This is a genomic window from Methanobacterium alkalithermotolerans (assembly GCF_018141185.1).
GTDB lineage: Archaea > Methanobacteriota > Methanobacteria > Methanobacteriales > Methanobacteriaceae > Methanobacterium_F > Methanobacterium_F alkalithermotolerans.
In genome coordinates this window covers 1,130,286-1,154,666 of the sequence record NZ_CP058560.1, presented here as the reverse complement: position 1 = coordinate 1,154,666, position 24,381 = coordinate 1,130,286, and the positions used below count along the sequence as shown (strand labels likewise).

General features: G+C 36.5%; 28 protein-coding genes and 7 tRNA genes. 21 read left to right on the top strand and 14 right to left on the bottom strand.

Annotated elements, in window-relative coordinates; all coding sequences use genetic code 11:
* Positions 1 to 4: 4 nt before the first annotated feature.
* Positions 5 to 502, top strand: coding sequence for a hypothetical protein (locus HYG87_RS05665; RefSeq protein ID WP_211532238.1), 498 nt, complete (start codon positions 5 to 7; stop codon positions 500 to 502).
* 229 nt (positions 503 to 731) lie between these two features.
* Here the strand turns inward: HYG87_RS05665 and dnaJ are convergent, their stop codons facing one another.
* The 3 genes from dnaJ to HYG87_RS05650 form a co-directional block, all read right to left on the bottom strand.
* Entirely contained in the window at positions 732 to 1,868 is a 1,137-nt protein-coding gene (dnaJ, locus tag HYG87_RS05660; RefSeq protein ID WP_211532237.1) for a molecular chaperone DnaJ, read from the bottom strand.
* A gap of 192 nt (positions 1,869 to 2,060) precedes the next feature.
* Positions 2,061 to 3,920, bottom strand: a complete 1,860-nt coding sequence (gene dnaK, locus HYG87_RS05655) for a molecular chaperone DnaK (RefSeq protein ID WP_211532236.1) — start codon at positions 3,918 to 3,920, stop codon at positions 2,061 to 2,063.
* Positions 3,921 to 4,041: 121 nt separating this feature from the next.
* Entirely contained in the window at positions 4,042 to 4,629 is a 588-nt protein-coding gene (locus tag HYG87_RS05650) for a nucleotide exchange factor GrpE (protein ID WP_211532235.1), read from the bottom strand.
* 148 nt (positions 4,630 to 4,777) lie between these two features.
* Here HYG87_RS05650 and HYG87_RS05645 point away from each other — a divergent pair, with 148 nt between their 5' ends.
* Entirely contained in the window at positions 4,778 to 5,275 is a 498-nt protein-coding gene (locus HYG87_RS05645) for an ArsR/SmtB family transcription factor (protein WP_320055126.1), read from the top strand.
* Positions 5,276 to 5,441: 166 nt separating this feature from the next.
* Here the strand turns inward: HYG87_RS05645 and hypF are convergent, their stop codons facing one another.
* Positions 5,442 to 7,742 (bottom strand): carbamoyltransferase HypF, encoded by a 2,301-nt coding sequence (gene hypF, locus HYG87_RS05640; protein WP_211532234.1) that lies wholly within the window; start codon positions 7,740 to 7,742, stop codon positions 5,442 to 5,444.
* Positions 7,743 to 7,955: 213 nt separating this feature from the next.
* On the opposite strand from hypF, the gene larB reads away from it, so the two are divergent.
* Positions 7,956 to 8,729, top strand: a complete 774-nt coding sequence (gene larB / locus HYG87_RS05635) for a nickel pincer cofactor biosynthesis protein LarB (RefSeq protein ID WP_211532233.1) — start codon at positions 7,956 to 7,958, stop codon at positions 8,727 to 8,729.
* Positions 8,730 to 8,744: 15 nt separating this feature from the next.
* Here the strand turns inward: larB and HYG87_RS05630 are convergent, their stop codons facing one another.
* Together HYG87_RS05630 and HYG87_RS05625 are read right to left on the bottom strand one after the other, a co-directional pair.
* Positions 8,745 to 9,083 carry a winged helix-turn-helix transcriptional regulator gene (locus HYG87_RS05630; protein ID WP_211532232.1) on the bottom strand — a complete coding sequence of 113 codons (339 nt, stop codon included), beginning with the start codon at positions 9,081 to 9,083 and terminating at the stop codon, positions 8,745 to 8,747.
* Positions 9,084 to 9,397: 314 nt separating this feature from the next.
* The gene (locus HYG87_RS05625) at positions 9,398 to 10,099 is read right to left on the bottom strand and encodes a 4Fe-4S double cluster binding domain-containing protein (protein WP_211532231.1); all 702 of its coding nucleotides are present in this window, start codon (positions 10,097 to 10,099) and stop codon (positions 9,398 to 9,400) included.
* 295 nt (positions 10,100 to 10,394) lie between these two features.
* Between HYG87_RS05625 and HYG87_RS05620 the strand changes: the two genes are divergently transcribed.
* On the top strand, positions 10,395 to 11,012 hold the full coding sequence (locus HYG87_RS05620) for a GNAT family N-acetyltransferase (RefSeq protein WP_249164807.1): 618 nt from the start codon (positions 10,395 to 10,397) through the stop codon (positions 11,010 to 11,012).
* A 69-nt stretch (positions 11,013 to 11,081) separates the two neighbouring features.
* On the opposite strand, the gene HYG87_RS05615 is transcribed toward HYG87_RS05620, so the two are convergent.
* Positions 11,082 to 11,504 carry a DUF3788 family protein gene (locus tag HYG87_RS05615; RefSeq protein ID WP_211532230.1) on the bottom strand — a complete coding sequence of 141 codons (423 nt, stop codon included), beginning with the start codon at positions 11,502 to 11,504 and terminating at the stop codon, positions 11,082 to 11,084.
* 123 nt (positions 11,505 to 11,627) lie between these two features.
* On the opposite strand from HYG87_RS05615, the gene HYG87_RS05610 reads away from it, so the two are divergent.
* A complete protein-coding gene (locus HYG87_RS05610; protein ID WP_211532229.1) occupies positions 11,628 to 12,092 on the top strand; it encodes a flavodoxin family protein in 465 nt (154 codons plus the stop codon).
* A gap of 149 nt (positions 12,093 to 12,241) precedes the next feature.
* On the opposite strand, the gene HYG87_RS05605 is transcribed toward HYG87_RS05610, so the two are convergent.
* The gene (locus tag HYG87_RS05605; protein ID WP_211532228.1) at positions 12,242 to 12,691 is read right to left on the bottom strand and encodes a nucleoside deaminase; all 450 of its coding nucleotides are present in this window, start codon (positions 12,689 to 12,691) and stop codon (positions 12,242 to 12,244) included.
* 77 nt (positions 12,692 to 12,768) lie between these two features.
* Here HYG87_RS05605 and HYG87_RS05600 point away from each other — a divergent pair, with 77 nt between their 5' ends.
* The 5 genes from HYG87_RS05600 to HYG87_RS05580 all read left to right on the top strand — a co-directional run bounded on the left by HYG87_RS05600 (position 12,769) and on the right by HYG87_RS05580 (position 16,077).
* Positions 12,769 to 13,524 carry a class I SAM-dependent methyltransferase gene (locus tag HYG87_RS05600; RefSeq protein ID WP_211532227.1) on the top strand — a complete coding sequence of 252 codons (756 nt, stop codon included), beginning with the start codon at positions 12,769 to 12,771 and terminating at the stop codon, positions 13,522 to 13,524.
* A gap of 80 nt (positions 13,525 to 13,604) precedes the next feature.
* Positions 13,605 to 14,441 (top strand): isocitrate lyase/PEP mutase family protein, encoded by an 837-nt coding sequence (locus HYG87_RS05595; protein ID WP_211532226.1) that lies wholly within the window; start codon positions 13,605 to 13,607, stop codon positions 14,439 to 14,441.
* On the top strand, positions 14,429 to 14,578 hold the full coding sequence (locus HYG87_RS05590; protein WP_211532225.1) for a hypothetical protein: 150 nt from the start codon (positions 14,429 to 14,431) through the stop codon (positions 14,576 to 14,578). The genes HYG87_RS05595 and HYG87_RS05590 overlap by 13 nt, the downstream gene beginning before the upstream one ends.
* Positions 14,579 to 14,663: 85 nt before the next feature.
* On the top strand, positions 14,664 to 15,467 hold the full coding sequence (locus HYG87_RS05585) for a methyltransferase domain-containing protein (protein ID WP_211532224.1): 804 nt from the start codon (positions 14,664 to 14,666) through the stop codon (positions 15,465 to 15,467).
* Between the two features lie 19 nt (positions 15,468 to 15,486).
* A complete protein-coding gene (locus HYG87_RS05580; RefSeq protein WP_211532223.1) occupies positions 15,487 to 16,077 on the top strand; it encodes an NAD(P)H-dependent oxidoreductase in 591 nt (196 codons plus the stop codon).
* A gap of 20 nt (positions 16,078 to 16,097) precedes the next feature.
* Here HYG87_RS05580 and hisE read toward each other — a convergent pair whose 3' ends face one another.
* The 5 genes from hisE to HYG87_RS05555 form a co-directional block, all read right to left on the bottom strand.
* Positions 16,098 to 16,388, bottom strand: coding sequence for a phosphoribosyl-ATP diphosphatase (gene hisE, locus HYG87_RS05575; RefSeq protein WP_211532222.1), 291 nt, complete (start codon positions 16,386 to 16,388; stop codon positions 16,098 to 16,100).
* A 2-nt stretch (positions 16,389 to 16,390) separates the two neighbouring features.
* Positions 16,391 to 17,209, bottom strand: a complete 819-nt coding sequence (locus HYG87_RS05570) for a CBS domain-containing ParB/RepB/Spo0J family partition protein (protein ID WP_211532221.1) — start codon at positions 17,207 to 17,209, stop codon at positions 16,391 to 16,393.
* A 14-nt stretch (positions 17,210 to 17,223) separates the two neighbouring features.
* On the bottom strand, positions 17,224 to 17,472 hold the full coding sequence (locus HYG87_RS05565; protein WP_211532220.1) for a DUF504 domain-containing protein: 249 nt from the start codon (positions 17,470 to 17,472) through the stop codon (positions 17,224 to 17,226).
* A 25-nt stretch (positions 17,473 to 17,497) separates the two neighbouring features.
* Positions 17,498 to 18,850, bottom strand: a complete 1,353-nt coding sequence (gene gatB / locus HYG87_RS05560; protein WP_211532219.1) for an Asp-tRNA(Asn)/Glu-tRNA(Gln) amidotransferase subunit GatB — start codon at positions 18,848 to 18,850, stop codon at positions 17,498 to 17,500.
* Between the two features lie 125 nt (positions 18,851 to 18,975).
* Positions 18,976 to 19,983, bottom strand: coding sequence for a radical SAM protein (locus tag HYG87_RS05555; RefSeq protein ID WP_211532218.1), 1,008 nt, complete (start codon positions 19,981 to 19,983; stop codon positions 18,976 to 18,978).
* Positions 19,984 to 20,308: 325 nt separating this feature from the next.
* On the opposite strand from HYG87_RS05555, the gene HYG87_RS05550 reads away from it, so the two are divergent.
* The 8 genes from HYG87_RS05550 (at position 20,309) to hjc (ending at position 22,383) form a co-directional block, all read left to right on the top strand.
* Positions 20,309 to 20,734, top strand: a complete 426-nt coding sequence (locus HYG87_RS05550) for a zinc ribbon domain-containing protein (protein WP_211532217.1) — start codon at positions 20,309 to 20,311, stop codon at positions 20,732 to 20,734.
* Positions 20,735 to 20,887: 153 nt separating this feature from the next.
* Positions 20,888 to 20,960 (top strand) — tRNA-Asn (locus tag HYG87_RS05545).
* 4 nt (positions 20,961 to 20,964) lie between these two features.
* Positions 20,965 to 21,038 (top strand) — tRNA-Ile (locus HYG87_RS05540).
* A 20-nt stretch (positions 21,039 to 21,058) separates the two neighbouring features.
* A tRNA-Glu gene (locus HYG87_RS05535) sits at positions 21,059 to 21,133 on the top strand.
* Between the two features lie 96 nt (positions 21,134 to 21,229).
* Positions 21,230 to 21,313: transfer RNA gene (locus tag HYG87_RS05530), tRNA-Leu, on the top strand.
* Positions 21,314 to 21,365: 52 nt separating this feature from the next.
* Positions 21,366 to 21,441, top strand: a tRNA-His gene (locus tag HYG87_RS05525).
* A 159-nt stretch (positions 21,442 to 21,600) separates the two neighbouring features.
* Entirely contained in the window at positions 21,601 to 21,900 is a 300-nt protein-coding gene (locus HYG87_RS05520; protein WP_211532216.1) for a hypothetical protein, read from the top strand.
* 75 nt (positions 21,901 to 21,975) lie between these two features.
* Positions 21,976 to 22,383 carry a Holliday junction resolvase Hjc gene (hjc, locus tag HYG87_RS05515; protein WP_211532215.1) on the top strand — a complete coding sequence of 136 codons (408 nt, stop codon included), beginning with the start codon at positions 21,976 to 21,978 and terminating at the stop codon, positions 22,381 to 22,383.
* 28 nt (positions 22,384 to 22,411) lie between these two features.
* Here the strand turns inward: hjc and HYG87_RS05510 are convergent, their stop codons facing one another.
* On the bottom strand, positions 22,412 to 23,083 hold the full coding sequence (locus HYG87_RS05510; protein ID WP_211532214.1) for a TIGR00266 family protein: 672 nt from the start codon (positions 23,081 to 23,083) through the stop codon (positions 22,412 to 22,414).
* A 354-nt stretch (positions 23,084 to 23,437) separates the two neighbouring features.
* Here HYG87_RS05510 and HYG87_RS05505 point away from each other — a divergent pair.
* From HYG87_RS05505 to HYG87_RS05495, 3 genes are all read left to right on the top strand, one after another.
* Positions 23,438 to 23,509 (top strand) — tRNA-Cys (locus HYG87_RS05505).
* 39 nt (positions 23,510 to 23,548) lie between these two features.
* Positions 23,549 to 23,690: transfer RNA gene (locus HYG87_RS05500), tRNA-Trp, on the top strand.
* A 58-nt stretch (positions 23,691 to 23,748) separates the two neighbouring features.
* On the top strand, positions 23,749 to 24,366 hold the full coding sequence (locus HYG87_RS05495; protein ID WP_211532213.1) for an MBL fold metallo-hydrolase: 618 nt from the start codon (positions 23,749 to 23,751) through the stop codon (positions 24,364 to 24,366).
* The last annotated feature ends 15 nt before the right edge of the window (positions 24,367 to 24,381 follow it).

The following is a 24,381-nucleotide window of genomic DNA, read 5'->3' as shown; positions in this document are numbered from 1 at the left end:
GTTTATGTCTTCCCTATTGAAAAAATTAAGTAATATAGTTAATAAAATCAAAAAGGACCTTAAAAATAATAAAAAAAGAAGCAAGAATCTATTCCATGACATGGAACAAAAATTGGAAAAAGAAAGCAGATTCCGGCTGTTATTCGCTGCTTTAATCGTAATTCTGGTGATTATAAATCCACTACTCATTCCTTTAATAGCCGGTTTAGGATTTATAGGGTCTATTATCAGTTCTATTATAGGGAGTTTAACTTTTTTAAGTGCTCTTGAGCCACTTTATTCAGGCATATTGACCCGGCTTGTTAAAAAACCAATTTCTTTTTTCATCATTGGTCTTTTTTCCCTTATAATTGGATTAGAATCCATTTATTCCTCATTTAATATGGGTTTAACTTTAGAAAATTCACTCTCAGGGTTATTAAAGCTGGGTGTAGCTTCCTTATTTTTCCATTATTTTTTGAAATATAATAATGCCCCGGATTTAAAAACAAAAAAAAGTTAATTAATTAAATTCTATTTTTAACTATCCGGATACAGTGTAATAAAATAAGTTTAAAAGAATTAAATTTAGGTTTTCTGATGAATTAGATTAGAATGTTGCGATATATGTGCATATCGTAACATCAATTAATGGATTTAGAAAACCCTACTATTTTAATTAAAAACAACTAAAATTAAATAAGGGGTTTAGCTTTTATCTTCTTTTTAATAGAAGTATAAAGCTATATTATTCAATGACTGATGGCATCCTTAACCTTGTCAAAGAATCCTTTATCATCACTTTTTATTTCATCCCCACTAATATCTGCAAATTCCTGCAATAACTCCTTCTGTTTGGGATTTAGTTTACGGGGAGTAACAACCTTAACTTTCACATAAAGATTTCCTTTACCGCTCCAACGTAGATGGGGCATTCCCTGACCTTTCAATCTAAAGGTAGTTCCACTTTGGGTTCCTGAGGGTATTTTGAAATCAACTGGTCTTTCCAAAGTGGGAATTTCCACATTATCTCCCAGAGCGGCCTGGACAAAGCTTATTTGTTTTTCATAGTACAGATTGGCCCCTTCTCTCTGGAATAATTTGTGATCTTTTACAGTTATCATAACATAAAGATCACCAGGAGGACCATTATGGGGTCCCACTTCTCCTTCACCAGGTACTCTTAATCGGGAACCGGTTTCAACACCTGGGGGTATTTTGATATGGATACTACTGGTTTGTTTTACAATTCCCTGCCCATGACAGTTTTTGCATGGTTCTTCCACAATATTTCCTTCCCCCTGACAGGTAGGACAGGGGCGTATATTTACCATCTGACCCAGGAAGGTGTTGTTTATTTGCCGTACCTGCCCGCTTCCACCACAATTTTCACATTGACGGGTACCGGTACCGGGCTCAGCCCGGGAACCATCACAGACCGGACAGGTTTTAGTATGAGGGACCTGAATATCGGTTTCTAAACCGGCAGCTGCGTCTTCAAGAGCTATTTCCATGTCATAGTAGACATCTCTACCTCTTTGCGGTCCCTGCCGGTGACCCCCTCCAAATCCAAAAATATCAAAAATATTTCCAACATCAAATCCAAAACCCCGGAAAATATCATCAAAGTTGATGTTATTGAAAATATCTTCCTGGGAAAATCCATTCATCCCGGAGTGTCCAAACTGATCATAAGTACTTCTTTTTTCTTCATCAGATAGTACAGCATAGGCTTCACTGATTTCTTTGAATTTATCTGCTGCTTCAGCATCATCACTTACATCTGGATGATACTTCATAGCCAGTTTTCTATAGGCCTTTTTTATCTCTTTTTTATCGGATCCTTTATCTACGCCCAGAACCTCATAATAATCACGCTTTTCTACCATATATTTTTCACCTGAATTAGATTGATTGGGGATGAATTATTTTAATAATTAGAATGATATGAATCATAAATTAATATTAATCACGGTAAATAGTAATTATAGTTTACTGAAGTATAAAATGATTTTAGTCCATATGTTGCTTAATTCAATATAAAAAAATAATAAATTAAGGTGATTATTTCACCTTTTAATTTAATCCTTAACCTCATAATCGGCGTCAATAGGTTCATCTTCAGTTTTAGGTTCTTCTTGTGATCCTGCTTCACCCTGCTGTTGAGCCTGTTCTTGCTGAGCTTGCTGGTATATGGCGGCACCTATTTCCTGTACCAATTTGGTTAACTCTTCTGTTTTGGCTTTTATGGCTGGAATATCATCTCCAGCTACCATTTCTCGAAGCTCTGCCACTAATTTTTCTACAGACTCTTTTTTATCAGAATCCACTTTATCTCCCAGTTCTTCCAGGGTCTTTTCAGAAGTGTAGATCATGGAATCTGCATTGTTACGCACTTCGATTTCTTCCTGTTTCTTCTTATCCTCTTCAGCATGTATTTCTGCTTCTTTGACTTTTTGTTCTATTTCATCGTCAGATAATTTATTAGGTGCAGTAATGGTAATGGCCTGTTCTTTACCGGTTCCCATGTCTTTGGCAGATACATTCATGATACCATTAGCATCAATATCAAAACTCACTTCAATCTGAGGGATACCTCGAGGGGCCGGGGGTATTCCCACTAACTGGAATCTACCCAGAGTAGAATTATCGGCAGCCATAGGTCTTTCACCCTGAAGGACATGAATATCTACTGATGTTTGATTATCAGCTGCTGTGGAAAATATCTGACTCTTTTTAGCAGGTATGGTGGTATTCCTTTCTATCAGCTTGGTGGCTACTCCTCCCATGGTTTCTATACCCAAAGATAAGGGGGTAACATCCAGTAAAACCAGATCTTTAATTTCTCCAGCCAGCACTCCACCTTGAATAGCAGCACCCATGGCCACACATTCCATAGGGTCAATTCCACGTTCTACAGGTTTTCCTACAAAGTCTTCCACAAATTTCTGAACTACAGGCATACGGGTAGGTCCACCTACCAGAATGATTTTATCCACATCAGATTTACTCATTTTAGCATCAGCTAAAGCCTGTTCCATGGGCCCGGAACATTTTTTAATGATGGGGTTAACCAATTCTTCCAGTTTTGCCCGACTTAAAGTCTGAATTAAGTTTTTAGGACCATCAGCTGCTACCGTAATAAAGGGAAGGTTTATTTCGGTAGTGAGGGTGGTGGATAATTCTATTTTTGCTTTTTCTGCAGCTTCCCTTAGCCTTTGCACAGCCTGGTCATCTACCATGAGGTCAATACCAGTTTCCTTTTTGAATTCATCAGCCAGGTACTTCATAATGGCGTTATCCATATCGGTTCCACCTAATTTAGTATCACCACTGGTGGATCGAACTTCAAAAACTCCTCCTCCAAAGTCCATTATGGTAACATCAAGAGTACCTCCTCCAAAATCAAATACAAGGATTTCTAATTCTTCATCCTCTTCCCGGTCAATACCATATGCTAAACTGGCTGCAGTAGGTTCATTTACCAGTCTCACCACATCCAGACCAGCTATGGTACCTGCATCTTTAGTAGCAGTCCTCTGGTTATCATCAAAATAAGCAGGTACGGTAATCACTGCTTTTTTAACTTCTTCTCCTAAGAAACTTTCAGCGTCTTTTTTTATTTTTTGCAGGATAAATGCGGAAATTTCCTGGGGAGTGTATTCTTTACCTTTTATATTTACCTTACGGCTGGTTCCCATACTCCTCTTAATGGCACTGATGGTATTTTCGGGGTTAGTAACTGCCTGTCTTCGGGCTGGTTCTCCTACTAACCTCTGACCATCGTCAGTAAATGCCACGTAACTGGGGAAAGCTTTACCATACTGGGATGCACCTTCTGCAGCAGGAACCATGGTTGGTTTCCCCCCTACCAGAACGGCAGCTGCAGAGTTACTTGTTCCTAAATCAATACCAATAATTTTTTCTTTTTTATTTGCCATAAATTCACCTCAAATCTTTAAATTGATTTAAATTAATTTAAAACACTGATTTTTTTAAAATATCTTATTTGGTCTTTTTTTTATAAATCAAATTCTTAATAAATTTTAATATAATAAACTCTTAAGAATCATTTTTTTTACAAACTTTAACCATGGAATATTTAATTACCTTATCTTTTAAGATGTATCCTTTACTTAATTCATCTATAACCATACCATTTTCAAATTCAGAATGATCTTCTGCCATTAATGCTTCATGTTTAAATGGATCGAATTTTTCACCCTGAGCAGGTATTTCTTTTAATCCTTCCTTTTCCAGTATAGTTTTAAGTTTGCTGTAAATTAGTTCTAATCCTTCTCTAAGGTCTTTTTCAGTTTGACAACTCTCTAAAGCACGTTCAAAATCCTGATAAACATCCAGAATTTTTAAAATAAGTCCTTCAGTTGCGTAATCAATGGTATGGGCGTGTTGTTTTGCAGAATGTTTTTTATAATTATCAAAATCTGCATGTATCCTTTGTAATTGAGAATAATATTCTGAACTTTTTTCTTCTTCTTTATTAAGCTCTTCTTCATTTTTTTTTAGCTTTTTTTCCATTTCTTCTATCTGGACCAGTGCTTCTTGAAGGGCGCTATCTTTTTCTTCTATAAGAGATTCTTTTTCTTTTAATTCAGCTTTGAGTTTTTTTATATCCTTATCGTCCCACATTAATTCACCTTTTCCATGATTTAAATAAAATAAAAATGATTCTCTCTTCAAATAACTTTCTGGAATTAAAGTTACCAGAGGTTATACTATGTCCTCTTATGATTATAGTTACAAAAGGTTATATAAACCTTTCTACAATAGTAGTTTGATGACTGAAAATTCATTTGATGAGATGGATATAGAGGCCATACTTGATGTTATGGGCTGCCGTACAAGGCGTGAAATAATTACTCTTTTAAGAGAAGAACCTAGATTCGTGAGCCAAATATCTAAAGAGCTTGAAATTGGACAAAAAGCAATTATAGAACATTTAAGAGCTATGGAATCTCTTGGAATTCTCAGGTCTTCTTTCAAAAAGATTGAAAGGGGCAGGCCCCGTAAGTATTATGACATGTCCCGGGATATTACTGTGAACATAATCATTAATCAGACTTCATTTGAAGTGGATATTACTGAAAAAGCCCTGAGCAGGAAACAACTTCCTTCAGGTGAAGAGTGGTCAAAACTACTCAACATAGAAAAAAGAATACGTATGGGGCAATGGGAAGCTATAGAAGAATTAAAAAGCCTAATAAGATTATATGAAACTCTAAAAAAAAGAGCAGAAGATCTTTTATTGGAAATTGAAGGTTCTAAGGATGATTAAATAAGTAATTATTTTAATTTAAATTCTGGAAAGGGGACATATTAATTGATTTTTGTTTGTGGGGCCTGGATTAAAACGATATTAAGGAATATTTTATTCGCCACAAACCTCAACTAATATCTTTTTTATTTAAATAGCTTTTAAAATATATAAAATTATGAATATCTTATTTTCCATATTTATAAGCAGCTATGGCGGCCTGACCTAATGATACTGATCCGTCTCCTGCACAGGAGCTTTGGTGCTGAACAAATTTATATCCACGTGTTTCCACATAATTTTTTATGGCCAGACTGATAGCTTCATTATAGAAAACCCCTCCCGATCCTCCAATAACCTCTAATCCTTTTTTATCAGCAGATTTAATGGCCAGGGCAGCCAGTCCATGGGACAAACTCTTTTGAGCAGCAAAGGCAATATTCTTTTTCATTTCACCTGCCTGGATTTTATCCATCACTCCTTTTAAAAGAACTGAAGTATCCAGCACATATCTTCCCTGATCTTTTTTTATTTCAAAAGGTATCTGGAACTTTTCTTCCCCATAAAATGCCACTGATTCCAGTTTCATAGCACACTCCCCTTCGTAAGTACGTTCCCCGCAGATATGGAGGGAAGTGGATATGGCGTCCAACACTCTTCCTGTACTACTGGTGATTCCTACATTAAATTCACGATCCAGCTGCTGCTTTAAAATATCAATTTCTGGTTTTCCCCGGGGGAAGTATTCCTTATAATTATTTACCATTAATTCATAAAGATCAGCTTCCGAATATTGATTCTCAAGCATGGAATATAACATTCTGGCAGGATAACGGGTACATAAATCTCCTCCGGCCATTTTTTGAGGCATAAGGCTACCTAAGCGCTGGTAGGAATCTTCATTAGTATATAATATTTCCCCTCCCCAGGCACTTCCATCTGCACCATATCCTACTCCATCTGCAGCAATACAAATCATTTCACTTTCATTTACATCCACTGAAAGAGCGGCAGCATGAGCATGATGGTGCTGAACAGGCAGCACCGGACAGGAGAACTTTTCAGATAATTTTTCTGCCAGCTGGGTGGTGAAAAATTGGGGATGCAAATCACAGGCTACCATATCCACAGTTTCTGTTTTGGTTATATCCAGCAGGTATTCTATGGCTTCCTGCAGATACAGGTAGGTGGCATATTTAGTGGTATCCCCTATATGCTGGGATAAATAGCAGCGACCTTGCTTTAAAAGAGAAAAAGTAACATCTATTTCAGGACCTAAAGCCAGGACTGTCAGGTCTTGTGTTAGGGAGGATAGATCATATGGTTCTGGAGCATATCCTCTTGAACGGCGAATAAAGGCCATATCATCTCCTCTAAAACGTACCACTGAATCATCGCAGCGGTTTATTATCTCCCGATCATGTAAGAGGAAATAATCAGCAACACCTTCCAGATTTTCCATAATTTCATGATTATGGATTAACATGGGCTCTCCGGGTAGATTAGCAGAAGTCATGATATACGCTGGTTGGGAGCTGTGGCTAAAGAGAAGATGATGAAGCCCGGAATAGGCCAGCATAATCCCTATGTTATGCAGATCCGGAGCTACTGAAGGGGCAAAGTCATAATTTTCACTTTTTTTTAATACCACAATGGGTCTTCTTCGGGATTCCAGGGCCTTTTGTTCCAGCTTTGATACCTGGGCAAAAGTTTGGACGGTTTTAAGATCAGGAGACATACAGGCAAAGGGCTGGTTAAAACGCCCTAATCTTTTTCTCATTTCTATGACGACATCTTCCTGATTAACATTACATACCAGGTGAGTTCCACCTATGCCTTTTATGGCCAATATTTTCCCCTTATCCAGCAGTTGGGCTGCTTTTTTTACAGGGTTATCTACTTCCAGTTTTTGTTCTTTATATAAGAAAACAGAAGGCCCACACTCACTGCAACAAGTCGCTTCGGCATGATATCGTCTATTTTCCACATCACGATATTCTTTTTCACAGGAGGGGCATAAGGGAAATGTCTCCATACTGGTTCTTTCTCTATCATAAGGAACTGATTGGATGACGGTGAAACGTGGCCCACAGTCTGCACAGGCAGTAAATGGATAATGGTATCTTCTATTATTTTCTTGATGTAATTCCTCTAAACAGGCAGCACAGGTAGCAACATCAGAAGGTATGACTGATGATCCTGAAAAATCAGAAGAACTTTCTCTTATTTCAAAATCTAAATAACTTTCTTCATTATCTAACCATTCCACTTTCAAGGAAGAGATTTTAGATATGGGAGGGGCCCGGGATTTTAAATTTTTCACAAATTTTTCTATGGCTGGTGTATTCCCTTCCAGTACAATCTCTACAATATTCCCTAAATTACGCACATAACCGGGAAGATTAGATTTTTTGGCTAGCCGGTAAACAGTGGGTCTAAAACCAACTCCCTGCACAATTCCTTCCACTAATATGCGTGCTTTAACCAATTTCACACCTCTTATATCCCATTTAATTTTAATCAATTCTCTTTAGAAAATAAAATCAATATAATTACCTTTTTTATTTAAATTCAATCATTAAATAGGAATGAATCTATTTTAATCTTCATTTGGTCTTTTTTCACACATGGGTTTCAAGTGTATTTATCACTCTTTTTAAATATTCCTCCTTATATATTCATCTAGGAGAGTTGATAAAACATGAGACAAATTTTGGAGAAATTAGTAAATGGTGAACTTTCTCTGAAGAATGCAGAAAAACTCATCAAATTAAATCAAATAAAAGAAGTAGAAGACTTTGCCAAAATTGACCTTTCACGGGAATCACGCACTGGATTTCCTGAAGCCATATTTGCCCCTGGAAAGCAGGATAAGGAACTAGTAGAGATTATTTTAAATTGTATGGATAATCATCACCTGATGGTAACTCGACTGGAAGAAGAACGTTTTGAAAAAATTAAAAAAGAAATAGAACCTCTCAATAGCCGTGGATTCATTATTGAATATCATCCTCGTGGAAGAATTCTGGTTATAAAAAGCAAAGAAGAAACAAAATCACCGGCAGGTAAAATAGGAATAATTACTGCAGGAACTTCAGATATAAGTGTGGCAGAAGAAGCCCGGATAGTTGCCCATGAAGCAGGGTGTGAGGTATTGGTGGCTTATGATGTGGGAGTAGCGGGCATTCACCGTCTCTTTCCCCATTTAAGAAAAATGGTAGAGGAAAATGTACAGATTCTAATAGTGGTGGCGGGAATGGAGGGTGCACTTCCTTCGGTGGTGGCGGGAATGGTTGATATTCCTGTGGTGGGAGTTCCAACCTCTATAGGTTATGGAGTATCCCAGGAAGGTTTTACTGCACTTTATTCTATGCTTCAGTCATGTGCTCCCGGCATAGCCGTGGTAAATATTGATAATGGCTTTGGAGCAGCAGTTTTTGCACTAGCAGTCGCCAATCAATCCCTGCAAAAATAATTTTTTAATCCTCTCCTATTCACAGTACTCTTTTCCCCATTCACACAATGAATCTAAAATCGGAATAACGGATTCTCCTTTAGGGGTGAGACTGTATTCTACCCGGGGCGGTACCTGAGGGAATACTTTCCTATGGATTATAGAATCATTTTCCAGCTCTCTAAGAGTTTTGGTAAGCATGCGCGGGGTAATTCCAGGTACTTTTCTATTAATCTCACTAAAACGAAGCTTACCTTCTTTTAAAGTGTAAAGTGTCAGCGGTTTCCATTTTCCACCAATTTCATTAATGGCAGACTCCACTGCACAGATGTATTCTTCGCTTTTTTCTTCATCTATATCCTCACAAAGTACCATGATCCTTCCTCCAGTTCATAGTATACCTTTTGTAAGTATGTATCATAAAGATACCTATGTATTATTCGTGTTAGTACTAACTTTAAATACTATTGGTACCTATGGTATATTGTAATGCTTATCGAGGTGAAAAAATGCAAGCAAAATTTGATTTACAACATTTCTGTTGTGGCCCTAAAGGCTGTGAAATAGAAGTTAGTTACGGTGAAATGTTAGATGCAGAAGAATAAAGGTTTTTAAACCTTTATTTATTTTTTATATGCTCTTTTTTTAATTCTTTTATCCAGACATTAATATTTTTTAAAAAGATCTGTTCATTTTTGGCCATGGGGGCAAACGTGAATACAAAGTCCACAAACTGGCATTTCTCCTGATTTTTCCAGGTCTTCAAAATATTTTTCACATTTATGGGCATCATAGCGGGATTCACGAGGTTCATTTGCTTTAAATGGTCTTCCACTAAAGGCATTAACCGGACAAATATCTACACATTTATTACAATCTCCGCAGGAATCTTCCAGTGGAGTTCCGGTAGCTTCCAGAGGAGCATCAGTTAATACAGTTATCCATCTAACCCGGGGCCCTGCTTCAGGGCTTATTAATAAACAACTCTTACCAATCCATCCAATACCTGCCAGGTGGGCGGCTAATTTATGGGAAAAAAGAGCAGCTATACGCTCATCATCGCAACGTTTAGAAGCAGGAATAGGCAAAACCCTAAAACCCTCTTTTTGCAGAAAATTACTTATCTTATAGGAAATGATATCCAGTCGCTGATTGGTTATTTCATAGGCATGCAAATAATTAACTGCCACTGCTTTTTCTTCTTTTAAAGTTAAAGGGTTAATTACATCATCCAGTAGCCTTATACCCAGAGTTATGGCTTTGGGATAAGAATCCAGCATATCTTGAGCATAATTCTGAATAAATTCCCGGGCAGGGGTCAAATCAGCTACACCCACAAACTCTACACCATCATTTTCTGCTATTTCTTTTATTTTCTCATAAAGCGCCATATTAGCCCTCAAAAGTATCAATATCTTAACATTTAAGGTCATTAATATTTATCTTTATTTATTTTAATTCAATAATTAATCTGAATCAGAATATTATATCACTAAAATTTAAAAACAGAATATAAAAGGCAGATAATATCTAAAAAAGTAAATAAGTACAATTTGTCCATTATAACTAGATAAACAATCATCAAAAATGTTTAATGAATAATTTTCATAATACTCCTTCTTAGATTTAACCTATTTATTAGGTTAGAACTAATAATTTTACTTAAATTAATGAGTGGATTTTTTCATGAATGAAACAATGAAGATGCAAAAACTTGATTTTAATAAGCATGACACCTTTAAAGTGGCTGAATTAATTTACGAAACAGATGCTAATTTATTCAACTTTTTTTTTAAAAATAAAGAAAACACGGCTCATAAAATTGAAAAACTAGTTCGCTCTGGTAACAATACTCTGGGCCATGAAAGAATAAAAGTGGTTACTCCTGCAGCTTCAGATGAGGTGCAGGGGATAATGGTATATTCTTGTGGCCCGGAATCAGAAAAAATGGATGAAATGAAAATTCTACGCCAAAACTTCAATTGGTGGGATGTTATTAAATTTTCACTGATGGAATGGTGGGATAATCATTTTCTGGCTGATTTAAATAAATCAGATTTCTATCTGGCCTGTGTGGCGGTGGATGAATTGGCCCGGGGTAAGGGAATAGGTTCATTTATTCTGGAGGAGTCATGTATAATTGCCAAAAATAATGGTTTTGAAAGGGTTGTTCTGGATGTTGATCTGGACAATAAGGGGGCTTATAGGTTATACCAAAAAATGGGCTTCAAGGTATTTAATAAAAATAGAATACCCTGGTTTGGTGGAGAAAAAGGAGTATTAAACATGGAATATATGCTATGAACTAATATAATACCTTATAGTGAGTAATTAAGCTAATCTATTAATAATACTCTGATTCAGGGATTATAGTTAATTCTTTTTAACTAGGTGTCTGGACTTGATTTTCATTAACTGCTGAGCCAATTCCAGATCTGCACTACTACCCACCATGAATCTATAAGACTTACCTTCTTGGTACTGCCTTAAATTTTCTATTTCCCTCTTCACCTGCGCTTTAATTTGCGCAGATTCCTTTATATTCTCTTCATCCTTTTTATTGAGGTTAATCACAAATTCAATATCTCCATCATGCGGTTGAATAAAACAAAGTGTTTGACCTGATAATAGATGCTTCAAAGTCCATCCCATTTTTTTAGAATAGAATTTCCATTCCAAATCATTACTATACTTCTTTACACATTCTAATAGTTTTTCTGCCCATGGACCACAATATTTGAGAATACTGGAAGTGTTTGGAACCATATTTTTATTTTTAAAACTATCATCGAACATTATTTCACCCTAAATACTTACTGGAGTAAATCATTTACTAACATGTTTAAAAACCATATTTATTAATGAAAATTATATTATGCTTATTTTATAAATATAGCTGTAAAAGGGGTGTTTTAAGTTATGCAAATTGGGATAGTAATTTACTCTCAAACGGAAAATACGTATTTAACTGCTTTAAAACTTAAAGAAAAACTGATAGAAAAGGGGCATGAAGTACAATTGGAACGGTTAACAATCCGGGGGGAAACAGCCCCCCGTGCTAAAAATGTAGATCTGGAAAATATACCTGATATTACTCCATACGATGGATTGATATTCGGTTCTCCGGTGCATGCATTTACTCTAGCACCGGCCATGGCTTCCTATCTGGATCAGATTCCACTTGTGGAAAATAAAAAAATAGCTCTTTTTGTTACTAAATCACTTCCCTTTAATTGGACCGGGGGCAATCAGGCCATTGGTAAAATGAAAAAGATCTGCCAGTCTAAAGAAGGCAAAATCGTGGGAACTGATATATTGGTCTGGCGAGGGGATGTGGATAAAAAAATAGAAAACATGATTCGTCAGTTTAGTGTATTGTTCTAGTATAATAAATACATGAAAGGATTATTTCCGGAATTCCATTAATTTCCTAAAGAATAGAATGATGTGAAATAATTATTGTAACTTGTTGAAACTATTTACTTTAAAACAGCTCAAATTTCTTCCTTTATCCTTTTTCAGGGTCATTGAAACTAACTTATTCCAATATCCTCTTGCCATAATTTGGGATTAGCAGCTATGTAGTCTGACATGATTTTAATACAATCAGGGTCCTGTAAAACGTTTATCCTGACTCCTCGGGATTTTAAAAGTTCTTCTTCACCTTTAAAATTTTTATTTTCTCCCACTATAACTCGGGGAATCTTATAATGTAATATCGCACCACTGCACATTACACAGGGAGAAAGAGTGGTGTAGAGTGAGCATTCTGAATAAATATTTTCTGTTAATCTACCTGCATTTTCCAGAGCATCCATTTCGGCATGTAAAATAACACTCCCATCCTGCAGGCGTCGATTATGGCCCTTACCAAGCACTATCTGGTCATGTACCAGAACAGAACCAACAGGAATTCCTCCTTCACTTAACCCTTTTATAGCTTCTTCAACAGCTAATTTAAAAAATTTATCTATATAACTCACTCCCTTAATCTTATTAGTCCTGGAATAAATAAAATATTTTTTAGGGCTGTGGCCTAATTAGTTAAAACGGTGATAAAATGCAAAAATGGTATCAAGAATTATTTTCTAATTATTCAAAAAAATATGAATCCGAATCTTTTGTTCACGGCACCAGTGGAGAAGTGGATTTTATTGAGATGGAAATTAATCAAAATAAGGAAACAAAAATACTGGATATAGGTTGCGGTACCGGTAGACATGCCATAGAACTTGCTAAAAGAGGATATAATGTAACTGGGGTTGATTTATCGGAAAATATGTTGAATAGAGCGCGAAAAAATGCATCTGAGGCCGGTGTTGAAATTGATTTTATTTCAGCTGATGCCCGTAATCTATCCTTCCAGGATGAATTTGATCTGGTAATCATGATTTGTGAGGGGGCTTTTCCATTAATGGAAACTGATGAAATGAACTTTCAGATTTTAGAAAATGCTGCGCGGGCACTTAAAACTCCAGGAAAATTAATTTTTACAACTTTAAATGGTCTTTATCCTTTATTCCATTCTGTAAAAGACTTTATAAATTCTAATTCCACCACTCAACTTAATTCAGAAAATAAATTTAATCTAATGACCTTCAGGGATGAATGCCAGCTGGATATAAAAGACGATGATGGTAAAGTGATGACCCTGGAATGTAATGAAAGATACTATGTTCCTTCAGAGATAACCTGGCTTTTAAAATCTCTAAATTTTTCTAAAATAGATATTCATGGGTGTGAATTAGGCAATTTCAGCAGAGAAAATACACTGGATACTGAAGATTATGAAATGCTGGTTATTGCCACCATCTAATTATAGAATTAACTAATGAAATTATTCATGGCTTAAAGGGGCTAAAGACTGTCCCCCTATCTGAGGTAAAAAGGGATATTATGGATCGAAATGAACTAAAAAAGCTTTTAAATTCAGGAAAAACACTAATAATGCCTGATGCTTATGACGCCATCAGTGCTAAATTAATTGAAAAATCAGGCTTTAAAGCGGTTCAATGTTCAGGATTTAGTTTTTCTACAGTAGCGGGCTATAAAAAGGAAAGTGAGATGACTCTGGATGAAAATTTAGAGTGGACACGATGCATTGTTAATGCAGTGAATATACCGGTTATGGCTGATGCTGAAGATGGATATGGGGGTCCTGAAAAGGTAATAGAAACTGTAAACCGGTTTATTCGGGTAGGGGTGTCGGGTCTTAATATTGAAGATCAGATCCCTGATTTTAATTATCCTCTGACTCTGGTGGATGAGGAGTTAATGATTAAAAAGATTAAAATAGCCCGAGAAACTTCCATAGCTCTTGATTTTCCTGAATTTATAATTAACGGTCGTACTGATGCTTTAAAATCTACAGAAAATAGAAATAAAGGACTGAAAACTGCAATTAATCGTGCCAACAAATATTTGGAGGCCGGGGCGGATCTGGCATTTATTCCCTATGTAGAAACTCTTGATGAAGTTAAAAAAATAAAATCAGAAGTAGAAGGCCCGGTGAGTATTGCAGCCGGTATGAATTATAATATTAATCAGTTCTCCATCGGGGATTTGGTTGAATGTGGAGTGGAAAGGGTTAGTTTACCTACTTTACTGTTATTTTCAAGTCTGCAAGCTATCCAGAAATCTCTTAAATATCTAAAAAAAGATCAGCTCTTGGAATTTGTTAAAACTGATTGGATATATCCTTACTCTGACTTAAATAAACTATGGGAATCCTAAATCAGGGTTATGCAATTAATATCCAGAGTAGGGATTTATCCCGTTATCTGGAATCCGGTGAAGTTATTGACTTTTTTGATTATAAAATTAATGATCTGGACTATAAAATACTTAAAAATGTTCTAATGTATAAATGAAGCCAGGTATAAGTTATTCACCCGGGGCTTGACTTAACCCGTACTTTTTATCTAAAACAATATTAAAATAAATCAGGTTTAAAGCATGAAAAATGATTATGTACATGGATATTCTAATGAGGAAGCTACCAGACTTCATGATCAGGCAAAAACTTTGTCTGATTTACTTCATAATAATATTAAATTCCCTGCAGGCAGCAGAGTACTGGAAGCAGGTTGTGGAGTAGGTGCTCAAACTATATTGCTGGCTAAAAACAGTCCAGATGCCCAGATTATATCCATAGATCTTTTTGAAGAATCCTTAAATCAGGCTCGAAGTCTTATTAAAAAAGAGGGAATAAAAAATGTTGAATTTGTAAAAGCAGATATTATGGATCTTCCCTTTGAGAAAGAAAGTTTTGACCATATTTTTGTCTGCTTTGTCTTAGAGCATACTCTGGACCCGATTCAAACCTTGAAAAAACTTAATAAAGTTCTAAAACCCGGAGGAACAATCACGGTTATTGAAGGGGATCATGGATCCTGCTACTTCCATCCAGAAAGTGAACAGGCTTTAAAGACATGGAAATATTTAATTAAAGCCCAGAAAGATTTAGGTGGAGATCCGCTGCTGGGAAGGAAACTTTATCCTATTTTAAGTGAGGCTGGTTTTGAGGATATAGTGGTAACTCCCCTGGTGGTCTATGTGGATAATAGCCAACCCCACATGGGGGAGGGATTCATAAAAAAGACCATAATTGCCATGGTGGAAGGATTGAAAAATCAGGCAATAGACTCAGGGATAATAAAAAAAAGAGAATGGGATCAGGGTATGGAAGACTTGCATAAATCTGCCGAGAAAGATGGAACTTTCTTTTATAATTTTTTTAAGGCGGTAGCCCGAAAATAAATGAGGGAGATTGATTCAAATGGAGATAATGGTAATTGTGGCCCACCCTTATGAAAAAAGTTTTAATCATGCTCTATATCAAACCGTGATTAAATCATTGCACACTAACCAGCACCATGTTTACGCTCACCATCTTTATAAAGAAAAATTCAATCCTATTTTAACTGGAACGGAACTGGCTAATGGTAAAACTAAAGATTATCTGGTTATTCAACACCGGGAAGAAATAAAAAAAGTAGAAGGCCTAATCATAATCCATCCTAACTGGTGGGGCCAACCACCGGCCATATTAAAAGGCTGGATGGATCGAGTGCTTCGCTCAGGCATAGCCTACGAATTTGATGAGGGTGATGATGGGTCGGGTGTTCCCCATGGACTTTTAAAAATAAAAACAGCCCTGGTGTTCAATACTTCTAATACTCCTGAGAAACGGGAAATAGAAGTATTTGGTGATCCCCTGGAGAGAATATGGAAAGATTGTGTTTTTGACTTTTGTGGAGTTTATCAGGTTTATCGAAAAATTTTTCGCACCATATCCGGCAGTACTCCTGAAGAACGTAAGGCATGGTTAAGTGAAACAAAAAAAATAGTTAATGAATTTTTCCCCTGAAATATCTCCTATATTCCTAATTACTTTCTTCGACTTTTAAATTCATCTAAAAGGTCATCCAGTTCAATTCCTTTATAAACCAGCAATAAAATGGTGTGGAAGATTAAATCAGCCGATTCCTGGACCAATCTTTCATCATTTTTAGAAGCGATTATAACTTCAGTAGCTTCTTCTCCAATTTTTTCCAGTATTTTATCTTCTGCAGATTTTTTATCATTTTGCATCAATTGGGAAGTATATGAATCTTTAGGATGATCTCGACGGTCTTTTAAAACTTCATAAATTTCTTCTAATACATCTTTACTATTCATTACTATTCTCCGCCTAATCGATGGTTATTGTTCATTTTACTTTTTCTCATACTGCGGGTTATAGCAATAAGCGGGTGCTGGGCATCATCTATTATTTCTATGTCTTTAAAGGAGTATATTCCATTTAAATCCGCAGTTTTCTCCATTCCCAATTTTATTTCCTGATCCAGATATATTACATAAGAATCTATTTCTTTACATCCTAATTTCAGGGCAGCTAGAGTACGGTGATGCCCATCTACCAGCACGTAACGATCACCTGTTTTCACCACAATAGTAGGCTCAGCCAGCCCTCTTTTTAGTTCATATGTTCTTCCTTGGAGCTCATCAGCAAAAACCTTGTTCTGGGTAGGACGAAGATTTTTAGTGGGCACTTTAGTTCTTTTAATTTGAGTTTGAATACCATAGAGCTGTTCCAGAGTTTTTTTAAAATAATTAACTTTCATCGGGGTGGAACGCTCAATATGGGATCTTACAATGTCGGTATTAGTTATAATGCCCACTAAATCTCCTTTTTTATTTATAACGGGCAGTCGGGATATTCCCATTCTAAACATTACCCGGGCAGCATCATTAATGGACATATCCTGATTAGCCACCACCAGATTGGTGGACATGATGTCCTGCACTGATTTGTCCCTTCTTTTTAAGAGTAGATCAAAAGCAGTAACCATCCCAATTACAGCACCATTTTCCTCTACTGGGAATCCATCGTGTCCAGTATCCTTCATTAGCTGAATGATTTTGGCATTAGGGGTTTCTGCTTTAACACTGATAACCTCTTTAGTCATGTAGTCCTTTACCAGGGCTTTATTACTCATATTTATCCCTTCAATTAAATATTACTTTTAGAAACACATTTTTTCCATATTAAATTATCTGGACACTCAATCTTTATTATGCGATGATAAGGTATCTGTATATCTTCTTTTAGAACCAAAAATCCTTTTTCAATTTTTTTTATTTTAGAACCCGGAACGGTTTTTAAATTGTAAGGGCTGCCTCGATGGATATATGTTATTTTACAGGTTGATAATTTTTTTTCTGGATGCCACATCAGAAGATTTAAGATACTTTTGGCCATAACTAATCAACTACTGCTGGAATTCTTACTTAAGCAAATCACGCAATATTTTCACCGTATTTCCAGGTTCTGCTTTTCCTCGGGTTAATTTCATCACCTGCCCAACTAAGAAATTCATGGATGCTTTCTTTCCCTGATGATAATCTTCCACTGCTGCAGGGTTTTCTTCAATGGCTTTTTTTGCCGCATTTAATACTTCATCTTCATTAACAATTCCCACCAGACCCATTTCTTCTGCTATAAACCGGGGACTTTTAGAACTATGGGGGAGCTGTTCTATGATACGCTTTCCTGCTTTGGCGGTGATTTCTTTGTTCTGAAGCATCTGCAAAAGTTCTACTATCTGGGAAGTTGTTATTTCACTTTCCTGGAAAGTCATTTTATTGTAATAAATGACCCTTTTTAATTCATCTCTCATCCATAATGCAGCAAATTCAGCTTCAATCTCCTTTACAACATCTTCATAAGTATCTGCCAGCTCTAATTCAGAGGTCAATACTTTAGCATGTTCTTCCGCCAGATGGTATTCTTCCATAAATCTCTTGGTTTTTATATGAGGCGGCTCTGGCATTTTTTCTTTGATACCCTGCACCTGACTGTCATCTGATTTCATAGGGGGCAAATCTGGATCAGGTATATATCGATAATCTTCAGCTTCTTCTTTTAGTCTCATAGAAACTGTTATCATTTGTGCTTCCAGAAAGGCACGGGTTTCCTGTGTTACCTCAACCCCTCTTTTTAGTAAATTCTTTTGCCGAACCATTTCAAATTTAAGAGCTTTGTAAGCTCCTTTGATGGAGTTAACATTCTTAATTTCCACCCTTTTACCCCCTTCCAGGGATATATTAACATCTGCACGCATGGTCCCTTCTCCACGGGCATTTCCACTGTACTCCAATACTCTTATTAGTTCTCTAAGGAATTTACGAGCTTCTTCAGGAGATTTCATGTCGGGTTCTGTTACAATTTCTATTAATGGAATTCCAGAACGATTGAAATCTACTGTACCAGTATCTGGTTTGTACTGTCCAGGGTCTTCTTCCATATGTACTTCCCGGATTCTTACCCCATTAAGATCCCCTTCATATCCAATGGGTATGCTGGTACGTTGATAACCAGATGAAAGATCAGGGTAGTTATAATGCTTTCGCATAAAATAGGTGACTTCTTTGGCTATCTTACAGTCTAACATCAATGCAATTTTAAGGGCACCTTCCAGAGCTTTCTCATTGGTGGGATAGGGCTTGGCCCCTGGTTGATTCAAACAAACATGGCAAATATTAGTGTTGGCCGGGGTATCCTGGTAATTAGTGCGACAATCACAAAAGAGCTTAGAATCAGTTTCCAGTTGAACGTGAATTTCCAATCCGCATTTCATCTTAATGGCAATTCCTCCTCTTATAAAAATTTAAAGCAGTTATTATAGATTATATTAAATTTAGCACGAGGTATGTAAGTACTCTTATGCATAAGGATTAATATTTATGGTACTAATCCCTTTATTTACTCACTTAGAGATTTGTTATTAAGGCACTTATCAATGTATCTTTTTACATAAGAATCCAATTCAGGGGAGGTGCTGGAATTATCTAATAATAAATTATAATCACTGAAAGTTCCTTTTAGATTTCTTCCAGACCAGAATACTTCTTCCTCCACCCTCTTCCCATAACGGGTTCCAAACATTTTAAAAAGCGGAAATTTGGTCAAACCATTGGCACCGCTAAGAATTAATGGCCCTATATTGGCCAGGTTATCTATCCAGGTCCCACATATTATTTCCAGATCAGGGAACGTAATCCTGGCGGCGGCCACTATCCCTGCATAATACAAAGACGCGGGGGAGGGCTGGTTCTCATAGGGTGTGCCCGGGTGGGGATTTAAGGAATAAAAAGTAATTCTCTGAATTCCCCCATCTCTTATCATTTCAAATAAATATTCAAGATCATGAGGGGTTTCCCCCAATCCTAAAATGATAGTTATTGCTTTTTTAAATCCCAGATCACCGGCCATAGCAAGCATATTCTCTATATCTTCCAGACTTTTACTGGGACAAATTTTATCATGCAGTTTGGGGTTAACTACCTCCACTGCCCCGGTAATTCCTACTATTTCTTCTCCATATTCTGCCAGATTTGTACTAATACCGGTATTTAACCATACCGGATGGCTGGTGATTTCATATATTTTGCTGGCTATTTTTTTTATTTCAGAGGTACTAAAAGATCCATAGCCTCCTGATAAAAATTCTATGTTCCATCCTAAACGTTTACATAACTCTGCTTCTGCTAAAATGGAATTAATACTTCTACGGGCCTTCAAAGGATCTTTAATTTTGGGCTTCTGGGTACTCATATAACAAAAGGCACAATCCCCTTTATCGCACCACCAGGAAAGAAAAACGGCCCTTTCCAGGGTTATATCTTTACCATGCCGTTTTAAATGGATTTTATTGGCCTTTTCCATAAGTTCCAATGTTTTAAAATTCTCTAAACTATCTATAACTTTCATATTGCACCTTACTTATTCAAAATACCTCGGAATAGAATTTCCATTACGGCTATCCTCCATATTATTCCAATGCCGAAATTTTTCTCCTAATCCTGGGAAAATATTATAATTTTAAACTAGCTTATAATTGTTCCATGGTGAATAATCAATAATTAATTTTTACATTTAGTAAAATAATTAAGCTCATAATCATAAGTAATGGGAATTAAAGATAAGTAGACTTATATCCATAAACTTTAATTAATATACCTAAACTTGATAAAATAGTAATTCTTTATAAAAAAAGCTTTTACTTAAAATCAAATTATAAGATCAGGATGAAATCATGGTTTACTGCTCAAACTGCGGAGAGAAAAATGAAGACAGCTCTCAATTTTGCAAAAATTGCGGGGAAGCTCTAAAGAATTCCCAATATTCTTCTAAACCAATAAAATCAAGAATTGAAGTTTTAAAGGAGGATTCGAATCTTCATGATCCGGAAGATATCTATTATGAAAGCCAGACCTATAATGAGCCTGAGGATGAAACAGAAAGTTCAATAGAATGGGATGTGGTGTTATGGGGTGCTTTAATCCTTATTATTCTGGATGGGATTTTAATCATGATTTTACCTCAAATATCGCTTTTTATAGCAATTTTCATGGCTCTAGTTTATGTATTAATATATACTCGCAGAAAGTCCACTTTAGTGGTGGCTTTACCCTTAACCTTTTTTATTGCTGCTTTAATCTGGGCTTTTTTTACACCCTGATGAAAACCAGAGCTGAATATATTTCATGCCACTACCAAACGTTTATATATGATGACTATCAATCTAAGTGTACTCGATTAAAGTGCTATATTTTAAAAGACTGTAAACATAGGTGCCCTTTGTAGCCTGTTTTACAGGCTTTACTTGGCAAGTGCCGCCGTAGCTCAGTAGGTAGAGCGTTCGGCTGTTAACCGATTGGTCACAGGTTCGAGCCCTGTCGGCGGCGTCTTGGGCCCATAGCTTAGCCAGGTAGAGCGCCCGGCTCATAACCGGGCGGCCATGGGTTCGAATCCCATTGGGCCCATTAAAGCACAAAAATTCGTTGCTCCGGTAGTGTAGTCCGGCCAATCATTTCGGCCTTTCGAGCCGAAGACTCGGGTTCGAATCCCGGCCGGAGCATTTTTAATATTTTAGTAAATTTGCATTCTATTTTACAATTCTACAGAATGTACTTTTTACCTTTTAATCCTTAAGGATTTTGCCTTTCCTTTAATAGCGGGGGTGCCCGAGCTGGCCAAAGGGGACAGGCTTAGGACCTGTTGGCGTAGGCCTACCAGGGTTCGAATCCCTGCCCCCGCATTGAAAACATATTCATAATTATAATTCAGGATCATAAAATCAATTATCAATTGCCGGGGTGGGGTAGGTGGTTATCCTACGGGACTGTGGATCCCGCGACTCGGGTTCGAATCTCGGCCCCGGCCCCATTATAATCTATTCTTTTTTTAATATATATTATAAAATCAAATATTATTAAATTAAACGGCTTATTCTTATTTTAATAAGCTCACTTTTAATTATTTAATCAGAAAATTACTTATTATATGATGAGTAACATTATAACACTTATTGTGGGATTGATTCTGATGATTAAGATGGAAAGAACCTGTGGATCCATGCGAGCCAGAGTGATGTACCAGGGTCAGGAAATTGGTTCGATGGAAGGAGTATATGTAACACAGTGGTTTGTAAAAAATAAATATCGCTTCACCGGAACTTTCACCCGATTTTTAACCAAAGATCCCCATCACAGGCGCTGTGGAATCGTGGTAGATGTTATATTTCCAGATAAAGGGATTTTAATCAAAGAATCTAAGATTGATTGGATAAAGGAACCAACTGGAAGTGGAACATTCACTGCCAAGGGCATTGAAAGCCATATTTGAAATTTAATCATTCAAATTTAGATAATTTGGCTTACATAAATGTTGAATATTATATTATAATCATAAGATGGTTTTATGGTAAAAAAAGGTTCCAAAGAAGAAAGAGACCTGGTTAGATTACTATGGGAATCGGATTTTGCAGCTATGAGGGCCCCGGCTTCAGGCGGAGCAACTAAAAAACCTCTTCCTGATGTACTGGCAGGTAATGGTAAGATCTATCTGGCCATAGAAGTTAAAACCACTTCAAAAGAAAGAATCTATATTGATTCTGAAAAGATAGGGGGCTTATGTGAATTTTCAGGCATTTTTGGAGCCCAGCCTTATGTGGGAATTAAATTTAAATATAAAAAATGGCTTTTTTTATCTCCTGAAGATCTCATTCTCACTAAAAATAAAAATTACCGTTTAGATTTAGACCTAGCATTTAATAAGGGCTTAGACCTTGATGAATTACTGGGTAAATCTAAACAGCTTAAGCTATAAAAATAGTGGGATAAGACTATTTCTATATTTATCCTTGTTTTGGTAAACGAGGAATTAGCCAGGATAAAAAGGAATCTTCACTTCTGGTTTGTATCCAGGCTCTACCCGGTCCAGTGAGTTCCACCACTAAACCTTCCCCACTGAATAAAGTAGATTTCATTCCCCCAATCCTTTTCACATTGTAACCTATGCCCTCTTCAAAAGCTACGACGTGCCCGGTATCTACCAGATAATTTTCCCCACTTTGTAAATCAACTGGATGGATAGCACCAAAACTGGAGGCGAATAATTTCCCACTTCCTTCGATTTTGAGCAAAAACAAACCTTCTCTTGAGAAAAATGTTTTAGAACCTCCCCAACTGGTATCAATATCTATTCCTATGGTACTGGCCATAAAAGATCCAGACTGAACATAAATGGTTTGATCTTCCATATCCATAGCGTGTATATCTCCCGGTAAGGGTGGAGCCATGGTGATTTCGCCGGGGCTACGGGCTGTAAATTTATTTATAAAAAAACTCTCCCCTCCAAGCAAACTCCTTTTAAGGCCACCAAATAGACCTCCTTTTATTCCAGTTTCTATGGAAATATTACTGGACATGCTTACCAGGGCTCCAGCTTCAGCATTAACTTCTTCTGCAGTTTCCAAATCCAGTTTCAATAGAGAATAGGATGGTTGATATAAAATTTCATAATCCATTTTTTCACCTTTTTATAAAAAAATTTCAATTATCTCCTCTTATTCAGATAATAATTAATTTAAAATAGTAGATAATATACTTTAAATTTAAGGAATCTTCCAAAAAGAATGAAATATTCTTAAATATATTTTAACCAATCTCTTAGATTATAAAACGGATTCTTGTTATATGCTGCTAAAATTAGACATAACCGTATATATCTTCTTTACTAAAAGATTAAGATGCTGTTTAAGGCATAGGTTATTTTCATGATCTATAGGTACTAGAGATCAGGTCTTTGATTCAGATATTTACCACTTTAAAAATTAGCCGCAAGGTTTAAATATCAAATTAATCTACTAGTTATTTACTATGCCAAGGTAGCTTAGAGGCGAAGCGGTGGACTGCAGATCCATTACACGTGAGTTCAAATCTCACCCTTGGCTTTAGATTCAGATAAAGAGTTTTCAACTAAATTATATTCAGGGGTCATAGTGTAATCAGGCTATCATCTGGGACTCCAGTTGTCTTTGAAGAAACGCGCGCTCTGAAGGACAGTATGATGACCAATTGGAGTACTGAGACAAGAGAAATCCTAGGATCTGGGTTCAAATCCCGGTGACCCCATTCCTATTTTTTTTAATTCTAATTTACCAACTAGTATTCTAAAGTTCAGGTTGAAAATATGGAAAAAATTAATGAAGTATTTTTTATTGAAGGATATGGCTACGACTCTAATATCTATCTAATTGGGGATGTTCTGGTTGATACTGGAACAGGAAATAATAAAGAATATCTTTTTTCCCAGCTAAAAATGGCCGGCACTTCCCCTGAGAATATTTCCTGTATAGTTAATACCCATTGCCACTACGATCATGTAGGGGGCAATAGTTTATTTTCAGCAGAAATAGCCATTCATGAATTGGATGCTCCTGCCATGGAAAGCGGAGATCAGATGGCCACTGTTTCATATATATTTGGCAAACATCTGGAACCAGTGAAAATAGACCATAAATTGAAAGAGGGAAATAAAATTGGCGACTTTAAGATCATTCATACGCCGGGTCACACTCCAGGAGGCATATGCCTCTGGGATGGGGAAATATTAATATCTGGAGACACCGTGTTTGCAAATGGTGGCCTGGGGCGCATGGATGTAGGTGGGAATCAGCGGGATATGCGGAATTCTATTAATAAACTAAGAGATCTGGGAGTGGAATACCTTCTACCCGGGCATGGGCCCTGGGTTGATAACGGCCAAAAACATATAGAATTAGCCTGTGATATGATTAATATGTATTAATTTTTTTATTTCTTC

Coding starts and splice junctions, on each gene's coding strand:
- HYG87_RS05580 (WP_211532223.1), top strand. CDS start 15,487: ATGGAGATAATGGTAATTGTGGCCCACCCTTATGAAAAAAGTTTTAAT.
- HYG87_RS05495 (WP_211532213.1), top strand. CDS start 23,749: ATGGAAAAAATTAATGAAGTATTTTTTATTGAAGGATATGGCTACGAC.
- HYG87_RS05650 (WP_211532235.1), bottom strand. CDS start 4,629: ATGTGGGACGATAAGGATATAAAAAAACTCAAAGCTGAATTAAAAGAA.
- HYG87_RS05665 (WP_211532238.1), top strand. CDS start 5: ATGTCTTCCCTATTGAAAAAATTAAGTAATATAGTTAATAAAATCAAA.
- HYG87_RS05510 (WP_211532214.1), bottom strand. CDS start 23,083: ATGGATTATGAAATTTTATATCAACCATCCTATTCTCTATTGAAACTG.
- HYG87_RS05600 (WP_211532227.1), top strand. CDS start 12,769: ATGCAAAAATGGTATCAAGAATTATTTTCTAATTATTCAAAAAAATAT.
- gatB (WP_211532219.1), bottom strand. CDS start 18,850: ATGAAATGCGGATTGGAAATTCACGTTCAACTGGAAACTGATTCTAAG.
- HYG87_RS05555 (WP_211532218.1), bottom strand. CDS start 19,983: ATGAAAGTTATAGATAGTTTAGAGAATTTTAAAACATTGGAACTTATG.
- HYG87_RS05520 (WP_211532216.1), top strand. CDS start 21,601: ATGATTAAGATGGAAAGAACCTGTGGATCCATGCGAGCCAGAGTGATG.
- HYG87_RS05595 (WP_211532226.1), top strand. CDS start 13,605: ATGGATCGAAATGAACTAAAAAAGCTTTTAAATTCAGGAAAAACACTA.
- hisE (WP_211532222.1), bottom strand. CDS start 16,388: ATGAATAGTAAAGATGTATTAGAAGAAATTTATGAAGTTTTAAAAGAC.
- dnaJ (WP_211532237.1), bottom strand. CDS start 1,868: ATGGTAGAAAAGCGTGATTATTATGAGGTTCTGGGCGTAGATAAAGGA.
- HYG87_RS05590 (WP_211532225.1), top strand. CDS start 14,429: ATGGGAATCCTAAATCAGGGTTATGCAATTAATATCCAGAGTAGGGAT.
- HYG87_RS05570 (WP_211532221.1), bottom strand. CDS start 17,209: ATGAGTAATAAAGCCCTGGTAAAGGACTACATGACTAAAGAGGTTATC.
- HYG87_RS05620 (WP_249164807.1), top strand. CDS start 10,395: ATGAATGAAACAATGAAGATGCAAAAACTTGATTTTAATAAGCATGAC.
- hjc (WP_211532215.1), top strand. CDS start 21,976: ATGGTAAAAAAAGGTTCCAAAGAAGAAAGAGACCTGGTTAGATTACTA.
- HYG87_RS05585 (WP_211532224.1), top strand. CDS start 14,664: ATGAAAAATGATTATGTACATGGATATTCTAATGAGGAAGCTACCAGA.
- HYG87_RS05645 (WP_320055126.1), top strand. CDS start 4,778: ATGACTGAAAATTCATTTGATGAGATGGATATAGAGGCCATACTTGAT.
- HYG87_RS05625 (WP_211532231.1), bottom strand. CDS start 10,099: ATGGCGCTTTATGAGAAAATAAAAGAAATAGCAGAAAATGATGGTGTA.
- HYG87_RS05630 (WP_211532232.1), bottom strand. CDS start 9,083: ATGGTACTTTGTGAGGATATAGATGAAGAAAAAAGCGAAGAATACATC.
- dnaK (WP_211532236.1), bottom strand. CDS start 3,920: ATGGCAAATAAAAAAGAAAAAATTATTGGTATTGATTTAGGAACAAGT.
- HYG87_RS05615 (WP_211532230.1), bottom strand. CDS start 11,504: ATGTTCGATGATAGTTTTAAAAATAAAAATATGGTTCCAAACACTTCC.
- HYG87_RS05610 (WP_211532229.1), top strand. CDS start 11,628: ATGCAAATTGGGATAGTAATTTACTCTCAAACGGAAAATACGTATTTA.
- HYG87_RS05565 (WP_211532220.1), bottom strand. CDS start 17,472: ATGGCCAAAAGTATCTTAAATCTTCTGATGTGGCATCCAGAAAAAAAA.
- larB (WP_211532233.1), top strand. CDS start 7,956: ATGAGACAAATTTTGGAGAAATTAGTAAATGGTGAACTTTCTCTGAAG.
- HYG87_RS05550 (WP_211532217.1), top strand. CDS start 20,309: ATGGTTTACTGCTCAAACTGCGGAGAGAAAAATGAAGACAGCTCTCAA.